Annotated in this window: 13 protein-coding genes; 11 read left to right on the top strand and 2 right to left on the bottom strand. The window is 44.8% G+C overall.

Annotation, left to right across the window (positions count from 1 at the left end; all coding sequences use genetic code 11):
• The first annotated feature begins 1 nt into the window (after position 1).
• The 4 genes from hutG (at position 2) to R7F64_RS04765 (ending at position 5391) form a co-directional block, all read left to right on the top strand.
• Positions 2–1012, top strand: a complete 1011-nt coding sequence (hutG, locus tag R7F64_RS04780) for a formimidoylglutamase (protein WP_053350426.1) — start codon at positions 2–4, stop codon at positions 1010–1012.
• Positions 1013–1085: 73 nt separating this feature from the next.
• Positions 1086–2783, top strand: coding sequence for a urocanate hydratase (gene hutU, locus R7F64_RS04775; RefSeq protein ID WP_054578031.1), 1698 nt, complete (start codon positions 1086–1088; stop codon positions 2781–2783).
• 11 nt (positions 2784–2794) lie between these two features.
• Positions 2795–4330 (top strand): histidine ammonia-lyase, encoded by a 1536-nt coding sequence (hutH, locus tag R7F64_RS04770; RefSeq protein ID WP_064368094.1) that lies wholly within the window; start codon positions 2795–2797, stop codon positions 4328–4330.
• Between the two features lie 335 nt (positions 4331–4665).
• A complete protein-coding gene (locus R7F64_RS04765; RefSeq protein WP_017821813.1) occupies positions 4666–5391 on the top strand; it encodes a DUF3581 domain-containing protein in 726 nt (241 codons plus the stop codon).
• A 110-nt stretch (positions 5392–5501) separates the two neighbouring features.
• Here R7F64_RS04765 and R7F64_RS04760 read toward each other — a convergent pair whose 3' ends face one another.
• The gene (locus R7F64_RS04760; RefSeq protein WP_054576439.1) at positions 5502–5963 is read right to left on the bottom strand and encodes a methyltransferase family protein; all 462 of its coding nucleotides are present in this window, start codon (positions 5961–5963) and stop codon (positions 5502–5504) included.
• A 73-nt stretch (positions 5964–6036) separates the two neighbouring features.
• Positions 6037–9072, bottom strand: coding sequence for an FAD-binding and (Fe-S)-binding domain-containing protein (locus R7F64_RS04755; RefSeq protein WP_318071489.1), 3036 nt, complete (start codon positions 9070–9072; stop codon positions 6037–6039).
• Positions 9073–9334: 262 nt separating this feature from the next.
• Between R7F64_RS04755 and R7F64_RS04750 the strand changes: the two genes are divergently transcribed.
• From R7F64_RS04750 to R7F64_RS04720, 7 genes are all read left to right on the top strand, one after another.
• Positions 9335–10015: a DUF3334 family protein gene (locus R7F64_RS04750; protein WP_005388843.1), complete on the top strand. Its 681-nt coding sequence runs from the start codon at positions 9335–9337 to the stop codon at positions 10013–10015.
• A 208-nt stretch (positions 10016–10223) separates the two neighbouring features.
• Entirely contained in the window at positions 10224–10919 is a 696-nt protein-coding gene (locus tag R7F64_RS04745; RefSeq protein ID WP_005377954.1) for a DUF2786 domain-containing protein, read from the top strand.
• A gap of 217 nt (positions 10920–11136) precedes the next feature.
• A complete protein-coding gene (locus R7F64_RS04740) occupies positions 11137–11802 on the top strand; it encodes an OmpA family protein (protein WP_318071540.1) in 666 nt (221 codons plus the stop codon).
• 76 nt (positions 11803–11878) lie between these two features.
• Positions 11879–12853, top strand: a complete 975-nt coding sequence (locus R7F64_RS04735) for a molecular chaperone DnaJ (RefSeq protein ID WP_017634859.1) — start codon at positions 11879–11881, stop codon at positions 12851–12853.
• Positions 12854–13030: 177 nt separating this feature from the next.
• The gene (locus R7F64_RS04730) at positions 13031–13213 is read left to right on the top strand and encodes a hypothetical protein (RefSeq protein ID WP_182016170.1); all 183 of its coding nucleotides are present in this window, start codon (positions 13031–13033) and stop codon (positions 13211–13213) included.
• Between the two features lie 411 nt (positions 13214–13624).
• Positions 13625–14017: a SulA-like leucine-rich domain-containing protein gene (locus R7F64_RS04725; RefSeq protein ID WP_130546007.1), complete on the top strand. Its 393-nt coding sequence runs from the start codon at positions 13625–13627 to the stop codon at positions 14015–14017.
• A gap of 204 nt (positions 14018–14221) precedes the next feature.
• Positions 14222–15325, top strand: coding sequence for a phosphoribosylaminoimidazolesuccinocarboxamide synthase (locus tag R7F64_RS04720; RefSeq protein ID WP_182039659.1), 1104 nt, complete (start codon positions 14222–14224; stop codon positions 15323–15325).
• Positions 15326–15368: the final 43 nt, after the last annotated feature.

The raw sequence follows: 15368 nt of genomic DNA, 5'->3' as shown, positions 1-15368 counted from the left end.
TATGTCTCAATTCGACCTACACTCTCCCCTATTTCATTGGCAAGGCCGTCATGATGCCGAGGACGGCAAGCTTGGTCAGCGAATTCATCACGTTGTTCAACGCCAAAAAGCAGATGAGTTGAGTGCCGTTGCGCATGGCGTCTCATTACTCGGTTTTGCTACCGACGCTGGCGTTGCGAGAAACAAAGGACGCATTGGCGCGAAAAAAGCGCCAGACTTAATCCGACGAGCACTCGCTAATTTAGCATGGCACCAAGACGCCCCACTATATGACTTAGGTACTGTGGTGTGTGAAGACGACTTACTGGAAGAGAGCCAAGCTCTATGTGCAGCAACCATTTCAAGCGCACTGCCCCATACGCCAGTCATCGTGCTAGGTGGTGGGCATGAGATTGCGTGGGCCTCGTTTTCCGGCTTAGCGGAATATTTTAAAGCGCACCATCCAGAGAAGAAGCCTAAAATCGGCATTATTAATTTCGATGCGCATTTCGATTTGCGCGCATTTGAGAGCAACCTCACCGACATAAGACCAAGCTCTGGCACCCCCTTCAACCAAATTCATCATTTTTGCCAACGCAACGATTGGGACTTTCATTACGCTTGTATTGGTGTAAGCCGCAGTAGCAACACTAAAGCGCTATTTGAAAAAGCAGATGCGTTAAATGTTTGGTATGTAGAGGACAATCAGCTCTGCTACCTAAACCACAGTTATCACTTAACTCAGCTTCAGCATTTTATTGACGACTGTGACTACCTCTATTTGACCATTGATCTGGATGTATTTCCTGCCGCAACCGCACCTGGAGTCAGCGCACCAGCAGCTCGGGGAGTGAGTTACGACACTATTGCACCCTTTTTAGATCGAATTCTTCATTACAAAAATAAGTTAATGCTGGCTGATATCGCCGAATACAACCCAAATTATGACGTCGATAGTCAAACAGCACGATTAGCTGCCCGTTTGTGTTGGGATATCGCCAACGCAATGGCGGAAAAACAGCACAAACCATAATGCATCCCAGATGCCACTGATTATTACGACCAAGCAAGTACTTGGTCATCACGAGAAACTAAAGGAGTCTGAAATGACACAGCGCCAGGGACAAGATCCACGACTTGATACAAGCAGAACAATTCGTGCACCTCACGGAGATAAACTGCGCGCAAAATCTTGGCTAACCGAAGCCCCTCTTCGTATGCTGATGAACAACCTTGATCCTGATGTTGCAGAACATCCACATTCACTGGTTGTATATGGCGGCATTGGCCGAGCAGCGCGAAACTGGGAATGTTACGACAAGATTGTTGAAGTACTTGAAAGACTCGAAGATGACCAAACGCTTTTAGTTCAATCAGGCAAGCCTGTTGGTGTTTTCCCTACTCATAAAAATGCTCCACGCGTGCTTATCGCAAACTCAAACCTTGTTCCGCATTGGGCAAACTGGGAACACTTCAACGAGCTCGATAAACAAGGCTTGATGATGTACGGCCAAATGACCGCTGGCAGCTGGATATACATTGGCTCGCAAGGTATCGTACAAGGCACATACGAAACGTTCGTATCTGTTGCAAAAAAACACTTTGACGGTGAAGCAAAGGGCCGTTGGATTCTAACAGGTGGTCTTGGTGGCATGGGTGGTGCTCAACCTCTCGCTGGTACAATGGCGGGCTTCTCCATGATTGCAGTAGAGTGTGATGAATCACGTATCGATTACCGCCTACGTACAGGCTATGTCGATAAGAAAGCGACTTCTTTAGATGAAGCGCTAGCTATCATTAAAGAGTCAGACACACCAGTATCGGTTGGTCTACTAGGTAATGCAGCAGACGTTTTCTCTGAGCTGGTAGAACGTAATATCACGCCTGATGTCGTAACAGACCAAACGTCTGCACACGACCCGCTCAATGGCTATTTACCACAAGGCTGGAGCATGTCTCACGCAGCAGAAATGCGTTTGCAAGATGAAGCAATGGTCGTAAAAGCAGCGAAAAAATCCATGGCTGTGCAAGTTCAAGCGATGTTAGAGCTGCAAAATCGCGGCGCCGCAACACTCGACTACGGTAACAACATCCGCCAGATGGCCTTGGAAGAAGGCGTAGAAAACGCATTCGATTTTCCTGGCTTCGTTCCAGCCTACATTCGTCCTCTATTCTGTGAAGGTATCGGTCCTTTCCGTTGGGCTGCTCTCTCTGGCGATCCTGAGGACATTTATAAAACCGACCAAAAAGTAAAAGAGCTAATTCCAGATAATCCGCACTTACATAACTGGCTAGATATGGCTCGCGAACGCATCCAGTTCCAAGGTTTACCTGCGCGTATTTGCTGGGTTGGTCTTAAAGATCGTGAGCGTCTTGGTCAAGCATTCAACGAAATGGTGAAAAATGGCGAACTTAAAGCGCCCGTTGTCATTGGTCGAGATCACTTAGATTCTGGCTCTGTAGCAAGCCCGAACCGTGAAACCGAAGGTATGATGGACGGTTCTGACGCCGTATCAGACTGGCCATTATTAAACGCGCTACTCAACACGGCGGGCGGCGCAACTTGGGTTTCACTACACCACGGTGGTGGCGTAGGTATGGGCTTCTCGCAACACTCAGGTATGGTTATCTGCTGTGACGGCAGTGAAGATGCCTCACAACGTATTGCCCGCGTGCTGCATAACGACCCAGCAACAGGCGTGATGCGTCATGCTGATGCGGGATACGATATCGCTAAACAATGTGCAGCAGAGCAAGGGCTAGATTTGCCAATGCTCAACGAAGAACTGAAGAAGCTCAAGTAAGGATGAAAGAGATGTTAAATTTAACGCTAAAGCCAGGTCATATTAGCTTAAACGAACTACGCCAAGTGAGCCGTTCACCAGTCAACCTTACTTTGGATCCTGAAGCCATTCCGGCCATTGAAGAAAGCACACAGGTCGTAGACCGAGTCATCGCGGAAGATAGAACGGTTTACGGAATTAACACTGGTTTTGGGCTATTGGCTAACACACGAATAGCACCAGAAGATTTAGAAACACTGCAACGCAGTATCGTTCTTTCTCATGCGGCAGGTATCGGTGAGTTTATGTCAGATGAAACGGTTCGTCTGATGATGGTATTAAAAATCAATAGTCTGTCTCGTGGCTTTTCTGGGATTCGCCTAAAAGTCATTAATATGCTGACCGACCTAGTCAACGCACAAGTTTACCCTTGCGTACCTAAAAAGGGCTCTGTTGGCGCATCAGGTGACTTAGCTCCTCTAGCCCATATGAGCACTGTATTACTGGGAGAAGGACAAGCTCGCCACAACGGTAAAATCATTTCCGGGCAAGAAGCATTAAAAATCGCAGGTCTAGAGCCTATCACTCTGGCGCCAAAAGAAGGCTTAGCGCTACTAAATGGGACTCAGGCATCCACAGCGTTCGCATTGGAAGGCCTGTTTATCGCGGAAGACCTTTTCGCGTCAGCAACCGTTTGTGGTGCAATGTCTGTTGAAGCCGCTCTCGGCAGCCGACGTCCATTCGATCCGCGCATTCACCGTGTACGTGGTCATCGCAGCCAAATGGACGCAGCACTCGCATACCGTCATTTGTTAGACACATCGAGTGAAATAGGTGATTCGCACACTAACTGTGAAAAAGTACAAGACCCGTATTCTTTGCGCTGTCAGCCTCAAGTGATGGGCGCGTGTTTACAGCAAATCCGCAATGCGGCGGAAGTATTACAAGTAGAAGCGAACTCCGTATCAGATAATCCGTTGGTGTTTGCTGAAGATGGTGACATCATCTCTGGCGGTAACTTCCATGCGGAGCCTGTTGCAATGGCAGCCGACAACCTAGCACTTGCGATTGCCGAGATCGGCAGCTTGTCTGAACGTCGTATGGCATTACTTATCGATAGCGCGCTATCAAAACTGCCACCTTTCTTAGTCGACAATGGTGGTGTGAACTCTGGTTTCATGATTGCTCAGGTTACCTCTGCTGCGTTAGCAAGTGAAAACAAAACACTCGCTCACCCAGCGTCAGTAGACAGCTTGCCAACATCTGCAAACCAAGAAGATCACGTGTCAATGGCAACATTCGCGGCTCGCAGATTGAAAGAAATGGGCGAAAACACTCGCGGTATTCTGGCTGTCGAATACCTCTCAGCAGCACAAGGCCTAGACTTTAGAGCGCCAAACAAGTCCTCTGAGCGTATTGAGATTGCGAAACAAATGTTGCGTGAAAAAGTATCGTTCTACGATAAAGATCGCTACTTTGCGCCGGACATTGAACAGGCAAACACTCTGCTTAAGCTGGCTATCCACAACACGCTCATGCCAGAGAGCTTGTTACCAAGTATTCAATAATTAAGCATAACTGGCATTTCATCGAATAAACAGATGATGACTTGAAGGCTCTACGTTCTGCGTGGAGCCTTTTTACATACGATTAAACATGTTGATGGCACTGTTTATGAACGCCTGTCTACTTTGATGGCTATACTTTAAAAGATAGGCGAGCGAAAAGGTCGTTGTTTATTGTTTTCACAAATAAAAGCGTTGCTAAAGTATGCGTTTTTAACGGTTTATCCGCCGAAATAGTGTCTTATTGTTAGGATACGGTGAAGTTTTCACTGGATGGACCATTGCTACGCAGATATTCGCATATAATCCCACACAGTTTTGGTTACTACGTAAAAATTATGTTTCTAACACCTTATTTTTCAAACACTAATCACCAGTTTCAGTTCACTCGCGAACAAGCAAGCCACTTTGCAAAACGTGTCGCAGGTGACTACAACCCAATTCATGATGAAGACAACAAACGCTTTTGTGTCCCTGGGGATTTACTTTTCGCAGTGCTCCTTAGTAAAGAAGGCGTTAGCCAAAAGATGCGTTTTAACTTCTCTGGCATGGTAAACGATGGTGTAGCACTTCATATTGAAAATAAGTGTGACAAAGAAAGCGCTGTTGTTGACGAGGCAGGTAAAGAATACTTACACATGTCCCGTGAAGGTGAAACTAACCACGATCCGGCATTTATTGAGCATGTAGTGACAAATTACGTGCAATTTTCTGGTATGAACTTCCCTCACATCATGGTTCCTCTTATGGAAGAGAAGCAAATGATGATCAACTGCCAGCGTCCATTAGTTATTTATGAAAGCATGGAAGTCGAATTTTCACGCTTAGACCTTACGCATCCAGAGGTGGATTTCACTGGCGCAACATTCGACGTAGAAGGAAAACGAGGTGTAGTCACCTTAAACTTTGCGTTTAAAGAAGACGGTGAAGTCGTTGGTAAAGGTATTAAGCGCATGGTTGCAAGTGGCTTGAAGCCATATGACCAAGAAGCGGTTGATGACCTTGTACGCCGCTTTAATGAACGTAAGGATGCATTCCTAGCAAAGTTCGTTAAGGCAGCCTAGTAGACTGCCCTATCAGAAGCGCACAAAAAACGTGTTTACTAAAAGAAAGCCCAACGTCGACCGTTGGGCTTTCTTTTTATGTCTCATCCAAACAAAACTAAACGCAATGCTTAGAGCCAACGACGAACATGGTTTTTATAATCCACATACTCTTCACCAAACAATCGCTCTAAAACGCGTTCCTCAGGCTTGATTTGAAACCGATTCATATAACTGACAAATATCACGCCACAAAGCACCACACTCAAGTGCTGCCACCACAAACCAGTTGCTATGATTAGAAGCAATAATGCCATGTACATAGGGTTGCGTGAAAAGGCAAACACACCAGTTCTTACAACAGAAGATGCCGCTTCAGGTTTTACTGGGTTCACTGTGGTTTTTACTTTGCGAAATTCATACACGCCAGCAATGCCCATGTAGCCAGACAACAAAGTTAATACACCTACTACAAATTCAACAAAGGGTACTCGAATGTTCATGCTCGGCGTCAAAACTTTAAGTCCGTACATCAAAAGTATGACTAGCAAAAACACCACAACAGGTGGGACTTTGAGTTCAAGTTTTCTCAAGATTCATATCCTTTGAAAGGGTCTAAATACGGTTTCTAAAAAGCCCAGTAAAACTGGGCTTGATCTAGTCCGATTACAACAAAGTTAACAATGCCTGAACGGGATGCTTGGGCTTCGTTCCTTCAAAGCGTTTCACTTGGCTGCGGCAAGAATAGCCTGTAATCAAACATCTCTCGTTATCCAACTTATCTAAGCTCGGCTTCCAGCTTAAATTGTAAATGTCTTTCGACATCGACAACTTATCAACCTCATGACCAAACGTACCCGCCATACCACAACAACCAACAGGTACCGTATTCAAAACTGCACCAAAGTGAGCAAAAATAGCGCCCCACTCTTTTTCCGCATTTGGCATTTTGGTTTTCTCAGTACAGTGCGCAAACAGATACCAAGGTTCCTGCGCCTTATGCTCTCCGCTTTCAAACGCTTCTAATCTTGGGTAAAGCCATTCGTGGGCCGTCAGTACATCGAAATCACCTCGCTTACTGCCAAGCACTTCAGCGTATTCATCTCGATAACACAGCACCAATGCAGGGTCGACACCAACTAATGGGATATCCAAATCCGCTACCATCGCCAAGAACTTCGCTGTGTCGGCTGCTGTGCCCTTAAACTGACGTAAAAACCCTTTAATGTGTTGTGCTTTACCATTCGGCTTAAACGGCAGAAGTACCGGATGCATACCCAGCTTTTTCAATAACTTAACGAAGTCTTCAACGACATCAGCGTCGTAGTAGCTAGTGAATGGGTCTTGAACAATTAAAACATGCTTGCTCTTTTCAGACGAAGACAAACCACTGAGCGCTTGCAGATCATAAGGCGTTGTCAGCGACTCTACTCGTTGTTTCAAGGTGGGTACTGATAACAACGGCGCATCGACATACCCGACCGTAGATGCCGTTAAACTTTTCACCCACGACTGCTTCAAAACACCATTTACGACACCTGGCGCTTTTGCCATCATCGGCAGCATAGTCTCAATGTTGGCAACCAGATAGTCTTTTGCAGGACGTTGATAACGAGAGTGATAGATGTTTAAAAAGCGTGAGCGAAAGCTCGGAACATCGACTTTAATCGGACACTGACTCGCACACGCTTTACACGCCAAACAACCATTCATCGCTTCATACACTTCGTGAGAGAAGTCATACTCGTGACGACGATTGATAGAATGACGTACGCGGTCAATCATGGTTTTGATTGATGTTTTGTTTTCTAGTGTTTGCTTTTCTAAGTCAAGGATATCAATGCCTTGCTCTGTGAGCTGACGCAACCACTCGCGAACCAAACCCGCACGACCTTTCGGTGAATGACGACGATCGGCTGTTACTTTCATCGATGGACACATTGGCGAGCTAGTATCGTAGTTAAAACACAAACCGTTACCGTTACATTCCATCGCTTGTTTAAAGCTGTCACGTACTTGAACGTCAATCTGACGGTCATAGTAACCACGTTTGGTATCGGTAACTTTTACTAACTCTGCATCACTATCAAGCGGCGTACAGATTTTGCCCGGGTTCATTTTGTTGTGTGGATCGAATGCCGCCTTCACACGTCTCAGCTCAGTAAACAACTCATCACCGAAAAACTCAGGGCCATATTCTGAACGGAAACCTTTGCCGTGTTCACCCCACATCAAACCGCCGTATTTCGCCACCAGCTTAACCACTTCATCAGAAACTTCGTGCATCAATGCTTCTTGGTGCGGGTCACACAAATCCAACGCAGGACGTACGTGAAGCACCCCGGCATCGACGTGACCAAACATGCCGTAATTCAGAGACTTGCTGTCTAACAGCTCTCGAAACTCTACAATGAAGTCCGCCAGATTTTCTGGTGGCACACAGGTATCTTCAGCAAATGCGACCGGTTTAGCGCGGCCTTTTGCTGCGCCTAACAAACCCACCGCTTTTTTACGCATGTTGTAAATACGCCCGATACTCGCTACATCGTTACAGACTTGGTAACCGATGATGCCCGCTTCTTCTGTTTCCAGCATGGTATCGAGCTTGGCGGTCAGCGATGCAACCTGCGCTGCAACTTCTTCTTCGTCCTGACCTGCATATTCCACCATATTGATGCCAAGCATCTCTTTATTTGGAACATCGGTAAGCAAATCACTCACGGTGTGCCAGACGATATCTTGCTTCGCGAGATTAAGCACTTTCGAGTCAACGGTTTCTACAGACAGCGCTTTCGCTTCGACCATCAACGGTGCATTACGCAGTGCAGAATCAAAGCTGTTGTATTTAACGTTAACCAAAGTACGCGCTTTCGGAATTGGCGTCAGGTTAAGCTTCGCTTCGGTAATGAATGCCAATGAACCTTCAGCGCCGCACAGTACTCGTGTGATATCGAAACGGTCACCTTCTTCATTCAAGGCATTTTTTAAATCGTAGCCCGTTAAAAAGCGGTTAAGAGGAGGAAACTTATCTACGATCTGCTGGCGTTTTTCACGACATACGGATTCCGTTACACGTAGCGCCTTGGCAGCAAACTCGTCTTCTTTTGGGTAGCCGTTGGACAGGTCTGATTCTAAAACTGAGCCATCAGCAAACACCGCTTGTAGCGACAAAACATGATCGGATGTTTTTCCGTATTTCAGAGAACCTTGACCAGAAGCATCGGTGTTGACCATGCCGCCAATCGTTGCACGGTTACTGGTAGATAAGTCTGGAGAGAAGAAGTAGCCATAAGGGCGAACTGCGTCATTTAACTGGTCTTTCACTACACCAGTTTGTACACGAACCCAGCCTTCTTTCTCATTAATCTCAAGCACTTTGTTCATGTGGCGAGACATATCCACCACAATACCTTTGGTTAGCGACTGACCATTGGTCCCCGTGCCGCCACCACGAGGTGAAAAGGTAATTCGTTCGTACTTTTCTTTATTGCTCAGTTTCCCGAGGAGAGAAACATCTTCTGTCGTTTTGGGATGAACGACAGACTGAGGAAGTTGCTGGTAAACACTGTTGTCAGTGGCAACCGCTAGTCGACTTGAATATTGGCTTTCGATATCACCAGTGAATCCGGCGTGCTCAAGCTCTTTCAGAAAACTAAGAACAAGAGGATCGACATCAGTTTGCGAGTGTAATCTTGGTAACATTTGCTTCCTGCCCCTACGACGCTGATCCGATCAGCTGCGGGTTGTGTAATTATTTGCTCACTTCTCATACAAATTGGCGCTAAGCGAAAAAAACACCACAAAAGAGTTAGTGAAGTAATATTCTTTGAATTTCGTCACTTTACAACATTTAAAAAGACGAGCAAATCAGAATCTCGATACAATAATTAAACTTATGCTTTATTTTTTCACGCTTGATGCCTTACATTGGGGAACGAATCGCGTTTCTAGATGAGTTTTCAGAATGAAAAAAAATAAAATTGTGACCACTGAAGATATCCTTCTCAAACTTTGCCAGTCTGTTTCTGGCGTACTTACTTCGGCGACATCTTCTCAAGTAAATTATTCAGCAATGGTGCAAAAAATCCACAAGACTAGCCTCAAACCAGATTTTGGCTGTTTTGTTCTGTTTGATGGCGGATTTACCGGGCTAGTTGTGATTAATTTTACGGCAAAAGCCGCACTGGAGATCTACACCAACTACATGCGTAATATGGGCATGCCAGAAGAAGAACTGGCAATATCTCATACTTCTGACGAGGTAGGCGATGTTCTGGGTGAACTCATGAATCAACTGGTCGGAGACTTCACTAATAAAATTCGTAAAGACCTGCAAACGAACATCACACAAAACCAACCAAAAATGCTGGCGCTGAATAAGCAAGTTATCTTACAAGTTGATACCAACCTTGACCGCCCTCAAGCGCGCAGAGTGACGTTCTCCACCGAAAACAACAATATTTTCTATCTCGAGCTAGCAATGGATAAAACTGAGTTCATCCAACTGGAAGAGTTTGAAGTTGCTGAAGACGAAAACCCAGACGACATTTTAGAGGCAACACGTAAACAGTTGGCTGAGAAAGAATCTAAATCGTCGGGATCAAACGATGATGCCGATGACTTGCTCAACCAGCTCGGGTTGTAATTCTAACGAATCTTAATGAAGAATAGCTTCTTAGACACAAGTACGACTTCATACTGATTACGACGAACTAAAACGCCAGCCTCGCTTAATGCGAGGCTTCTTTTTATGTGCAGAAATTATCTTCAGTCCCACCTTGTATTTCGTTTTTATGTCAAAAAAGGTAATATGTCTGACTTCATAAATTTTCTGCTTTCGTTACTGGTTGTCGATGGATAAACAAAAAGCTCTGAAAAAAATCGCCAAGTGCTTAGAACTGGGCAATTCCGCTAATGTTAATGAGGCTGCCAATGCTATCAAAATGGCACATCGCCTCATGCTTAAATATGGTCTCGATAAAGACGATATTGAGTTCATCAGAATGGGAAAAACACAATCTTCTCATCTGCTACCAGCGAACATCAGTTCTACCATATTGCGAGTGATTCGCGGCATTAACACAAAATTCGGTGTCGAAGCAGTATTGTTGAATCACAAAGGGCTCAAACGTGTCGAATTTATCGGTGAAGCAGATCGCGCTATTTTTGCTGCATTTGCTTTCGATATTGTTTATCGCGAGATGAACGAAAGTACCGGACAATTCCGAAACAGCTTTGCTGGCACCGGCACCTCTTCTCAGGAAGTGACTCGCCGTGTGAACTCATTTGTATCTGGCTGGGTGGAAGGCGCGATTGAAAAATTGCCAATTATTTCTCCAGATGAAGAGTCGGCCAATAAAATTAATGACTATATTGATAAAGAATTCCAAAACATTGACCGCGAAACGTTCAAGAAGCAATTGAAAGAAGCGATGAAAAACCTAACTGAAGACTACGAAGTGGGCTTAAAGAAAGGTAGAAAGGTTTCAGTTAACCGTGGAGTGGGCGGCGAACAAGCACGCAAAATGTTGGGCGATTCATCGAAATAGCCAGAATAGTAAAGGATTCACATAAGCAGCAATGACTTCGATGTCTATCGGGCTTACTTTGAGAGCTTTGGCAGTATTGATAGGAATTTTCTTACAGAAACTCTTATCAATCTTACTTTCTCATAACAAATATTAATGCTTGTTTATTCATAATTCGCATCCCATTATGAGGCATGGTTTCGCCTCAGTTTTATACGGAGATTTTCCCTTGAAAAAGATGCCTATTGCACTAGCACTAGCTCTAGTGCTAGCTCTTACTGGCTGTCAAGCCACTCAACGCCAAAATGCAACAACGGGTGAATACGAAACTAACTCCACCACGCAAGGCGCGCTTATTGGTGCGATCGCTGGCGCAGCAATCGGCCTAGCAACGGGTGATGATGCTAAAGAACGTCGTCAGCATGCACTCATTGGTGCAGCCGCAGGCGGAGCGACTGGCGCTGGCGTTGGTTACTACTTTGACCAACAAGAAGCGGAATTACGTCGCGCTTTGCTAAACTCTGGCGTACAAGTTCAGCGTGTTGGTGAAAATCAGCTTTTACTGCGTATGGAAAACGGTATCGGCTTCTCTTCAAGCTCTTACCAGCTTGATGCTAGTATCCATAATACTCTACGCGGTGTTGCTCGCATCCTAGTTGAGTACCCAGATACCAGTCTCGTTATTGACGGTTACACGGATAGCACAGGTAGTGAGTCATACAACCAAACGTTGTCAGAGCGCCGTGCAGAGTCCGTACGTCAATTCCTAGTATCTCAAAACGTTGCACCTGGTCGTGCAATTGCACGCGGCTACGGCGAACGTAACCCAATTTGCTCAAACCAAACTTCTGAAGGTCGTGCGTGCAACCGTCGTGTTGAAATCCAGATCTTGCCACTGAAGTAATTTGGTTGCACCATAACGGTAATAATAAAAAATTACCGGAGCAGGCCTAACCATTATCGTTAGGCCTGACATATTGATGTCTGTCAAAACGTCTGCCCTACTCTGCTTATTTAGCCTCAGCTTTTCTGGTTACTCGCTTGCCTCTCAAGCTCCAAATGACCCCATCGAACAATACGAGTACGCACAACAATTATTGGCATCAAACGAAGCTGAAGCCTCACCAGAAACGCGCTACTGGCTAGAGCAATCCGCCAACCAAGGTTACCTCCCTGCACAAAAACAGCTCGCGAACGACTTTGCTAAAGGGATCAATGGTGAAAAAAATGAAACACAAGCGTTATATTGGCTAACCTCTATCGCACTCAATGACCCAACCGATCGTGGCTTTCTTCTCGCCGATTTTATTCAGCGCAATCCAGATAAGGTCACAACTTCTCAATTGACTGAAGCCTTGTATCAAATGGCTTCTCAGCATAATCCAGCAGCAGAACAAGCTTATAATCAACTATTAGAGCAGCGCTTCAACCAACTGCGAGCTAAACAAGTCTCGCAAATAAAGTCGCTCGATAAAAAGGCTGAGCAAGCACAGGAAGAGAAAAGCACAGTTGCAAACCCCAAAGTAGAACACTCGCAGTTTTTATGGCTGATCTGGCTAGCGGCGATACTCATCATCAGCGGCTTAAGTTTTCTCGTAATCAAGAAACTTAAGCAGAATAGAAAAGCGCTTGAAGCCAAAGAGGAAAGCCAAAATCAACGAATGGCGAAAAAAATAAAAGAGCTAGAGTTTACGAACAAGCAACTGAAACGCCAGCTAGAGAAAGTATTCAAAGAATTTAAGAAATCCAAAACCCAGGCAGAGAACCATAAGCTAAGCGTCGCGTGTGCTATGTTTGGCTACACACCACAACACATCCCTGATTTACAAGCAATCAAGCTACGCTATAGACAGCTATCAAAGCTTTATCATCCTGACACAAGAGGCAGTGAAGAAGAAATGAAGCGACTCAATCATGCCTTTAAGCTCGTCTCACAAAATGTTACAAAACAGTAAAAATAGGTCAGGATACTTTGGCTAGCATGCTTTTAGACCTATATAATCAAGCGCCGCAATCGATCTCCCTCTCAAACAAATTAACAGACATTTAACTTAAGTCGCGCTTTTATGCCATAATGCCCGGCGCAAAATAACACCTAACGACTCAAATTAATCTAGGTGGGGAGAAAATCAATGTTCACTGAAGAAGGCACCTGTGATTGGTGTAAAAAACCTAGCCTTGTAACTCGTCACGATTATTTAGATGGCAAGCACCACTACTCATGTAAAGCTTGCTACGATATGGCGAAAATCGACGTGCGCCTATTTAACCTAGGCGAATTACAAATGCGCGAACGCTTGCAACAAGCGAGCTAAGCAAGACGGAATCAACGGAACTGATTTTCAAAGGCGCCTTTTAAGGCGCTTTTTTGATCGGCCAAGCCCTATTTCCAATCTCTATCTCGTATTCCCTCCTATCTTACATAGCACGTCGCATCGGTTATCAGCCCTCTCCCACTGTATACAAACCATTGTCCGTGAAAAACACCTGTATATACAGTAGTAAACCCCTGTATGTCTCTCGTCCAACTTTCTACTCACCTCACATTTTTAAATTGATGTTAGACATATCAGAAATGAAAAATAAACAAATAAATTCAATTACTTAAAATAAAATCCTTTTATTTCCTTCTCAAAAAACCGCAAATAACTTTTGAGAAACTTGTTGATCAGGTCGCCAAAACAAACTACTGTATAGGCATACAGCATGTATAAAGGAACAGTAAGATGCAGTTACAAAGTCAATCTCATACATACTCTCGCTACAACGTATTGGCACAAGCAACTAAGCCCATGGCCGTTTCGGATCAGCTTCTATCTAAGCTGGCTGTTTTATCGCAGCAGAAACAATGGATTTTGTTTACAGCAGACTGCCCTCGTCCAGACTTTGAACAACTCACTGCTTCTAATATTTGCTGTAAAAACATCATTCAGATGAAGCCGTCTCAACAGCTTTCTGAAGTGGAAATCGTGATTAAAGCTATTCAGTCTGGTAACGCTAGCGCTGTCGTCGCATCGAACAAGATTGCCCTAATGAATCAATCAATGCTTCGCGATATTGCTCAACGTTATCAGTGTGAAGTCTTTTTCGTCGAAGGCAGAGTTAATAAGTACCACTAACAAGATCGACGTTATCCATCCTGCATCTCGCCTCCTTTTTAAGGGGGCATTTTTTTGTATTAAAGAAAACAGGCAAACGTTTGCTTTTTCTCTGGCGAGTTAAAATAGTTCTGGTATGATGCCCACATTCGATTTATTCAGCGCCCACATTTTGCTGAATATCTTCTCTTTCTGACGTTTGATTAAGATGATAGGAATGTCGCAATGAGCCTTGCTAATCAAGTACTTGCCGTCAATGACGACCTGCCAATTCGCACCCATAAACCCGTTCATAGTGGAAAAGTTCGTTCAGTTTACTGGTTAACTGATGAAGACAGCGCCCGACTGATCAAAGAAAAAGGATACAATGTCGCGCCAGATGCGCCTTTGGCTATCATGGTGATTAGCGACCGAATCTCTGCGTTCGATTGTATTTGGCATGCTGAAGGTGGTCTTAATGGTGTCCCGGGTAAAGGGGCTGCGCTTAATGCGATTTCTAATCACTGGTTCAAACTGTTCAAAGAAAATGGCTTAGCAGATAGCCATATTCTAGACATTCCTCACCCTTTTGTTTGGATTGTACAAAAAGCCAAACCGGTAAAAATCGAAGCCATCTGCCGCAAATACATCACGGGTTCGATGTGGCGCGCTTACGCAAATGGCGAGCGCGAGTTTTGTGGAATCCAACTTCCTGAAGGGTTAGAAAAAGACAAAGCACTGCCAGAGTTGCTAATGACCCCATCCACAAAAGGCATTCTAAAAGGCATTCCCGGTGTGCCAGAAGCGGATGACGTTAATATTACTCGTCAAGATATCGTAGACAACTACGAAGCATTTAACTTCTCAAGTGCGGACGATATCGCACTCTACGAAAAACTGCTGAAAGAAGGCTTTAACGTTATCAGCCAAGCATTAGAAGCAATTGACCAAATCTTTGTCGATACCAAATTCGAATTTGGTTATGTTCATGATGCTGCTGGCAATGAAAAGCTGATTTACATGGATGAAGTGGGTACACCAGACTCGTCTCGTATATGGGATGCTAAAGAGTACCAAGCAGGTCACATCGTAGAGAACTCAAAAGAAGGTTTCCGCCAGTTCCTACTTAACCACTTCCCTGACCCAGATATCTTGCTAAACAAAGAACGTATGCCTGAGCGCGAAGCTCTCGCTCGTGATAATGCTTTGCCCGTCGAATCTTTGATGGCGATTTCGAGCACTTACATTGGTATTGCCGAGAAGATTACAGGCAAGCCGATTCATTTGAGTGAGAATCCGAAAGCGGAAATCATCGAGGTTCTGAGCAAAGAATACGGATTGATTGACTAGCACTGTCGCTAGATTAGCTAAACGCTTTCCAATAAAAAGTCCG

The organism is Vibrio sp. Vb1980, from assembly GCF_033338615.1.
GTDB classification, from domain to species: Bacteria; Pseudomonadota; Gammaproteobacteria; order Enterobacterales; family Vibrionaceae; genus Vibrio; species Vibrio alginolyticus.
Note: the sequence above shows the minus strand (reverse complement) of the source record. Positions and strands in the feature narration are given on the sequence as shown.

Coding starts and splice junctions, on each gene's coding strand:
- hutG (WP_053350426.1), top strand. CDS start 2: ATGTCTCAATTCGACCTACACTCTCCCCTATTTCATTGGCAAGGCCGT.
- hutU (WP_054578031.1), top strand. CDS start 1,086: ATGACACAGCGCCAGGGACAAGATCCACGACTTGATACAAGCAGAACA.
- hutH (WP_064368094.1), top strand. CDS start 2,795: ATGTTAAATTTAACGCTAAAGCCAGGTCATATTAGCTTAAACGAACTA.
- R7F64_RS04765 (WP_017821813.1), top strand. CDS start 4,666: ATGTTTCTAACACCTTATTTTTCAAACACTAATCACCAGTTTCAGTTC.
- R7F64_RS04755 (WP_318071489.1), bottom strand. CDS start 9,072: ATGTTACCAAGATTACACTCGCAAACTGATGTCGATCCTCTTGTTCTT.
- R7F64_RS04750 (WP_005388843.1), top strand. CDS start 9,335: ATGAAAAAAAATAAAATTGTGACCACTGAAGATATCCTTCTCAAACTT.
- R7F64_RS04745 (WP_005377954.1), top strand. CDS start 10,224: ATGGATAAACAAAAAGCTCTGAAAAAAATCGCCAAGTGCTTAGAACTG.
- R7F64_RS04740 (WP_318071540.1), top strand. CDS start 11,137: ATGCCTATTGCACTAGCACTAGCTCTAGTGCTAGCTCTTACTGGCTGT.
- R7F64_RS04735 (WP_017634859.1), top strand. CDS start 11,879: ATGTCTGTCAAAACGTCTGCCCTACTCTGCTTATTTAGCCTCAGCTTT.
- R7F64_RS04730 (WP_182016170.1), top strand. CDS start 13,031: ATGTTCACTGAAGAAGGCACCTGTGATTGGTGTAAAAAACCTAGCCTT.
- R7F64_RS04725 (WP_130546007.1), top strand. CDS start 13,625: ATGCAGTTACAAAGTCAATCTCATACATACTCTCGCTACAACGTATTG.
- R7F64_RS04720 (WP_182039659.1), top strand. CDS start 14,222: ATGAGCCTTGCTAATCAAGTACTTGCCGTCAATGACGACCTGCCAATT.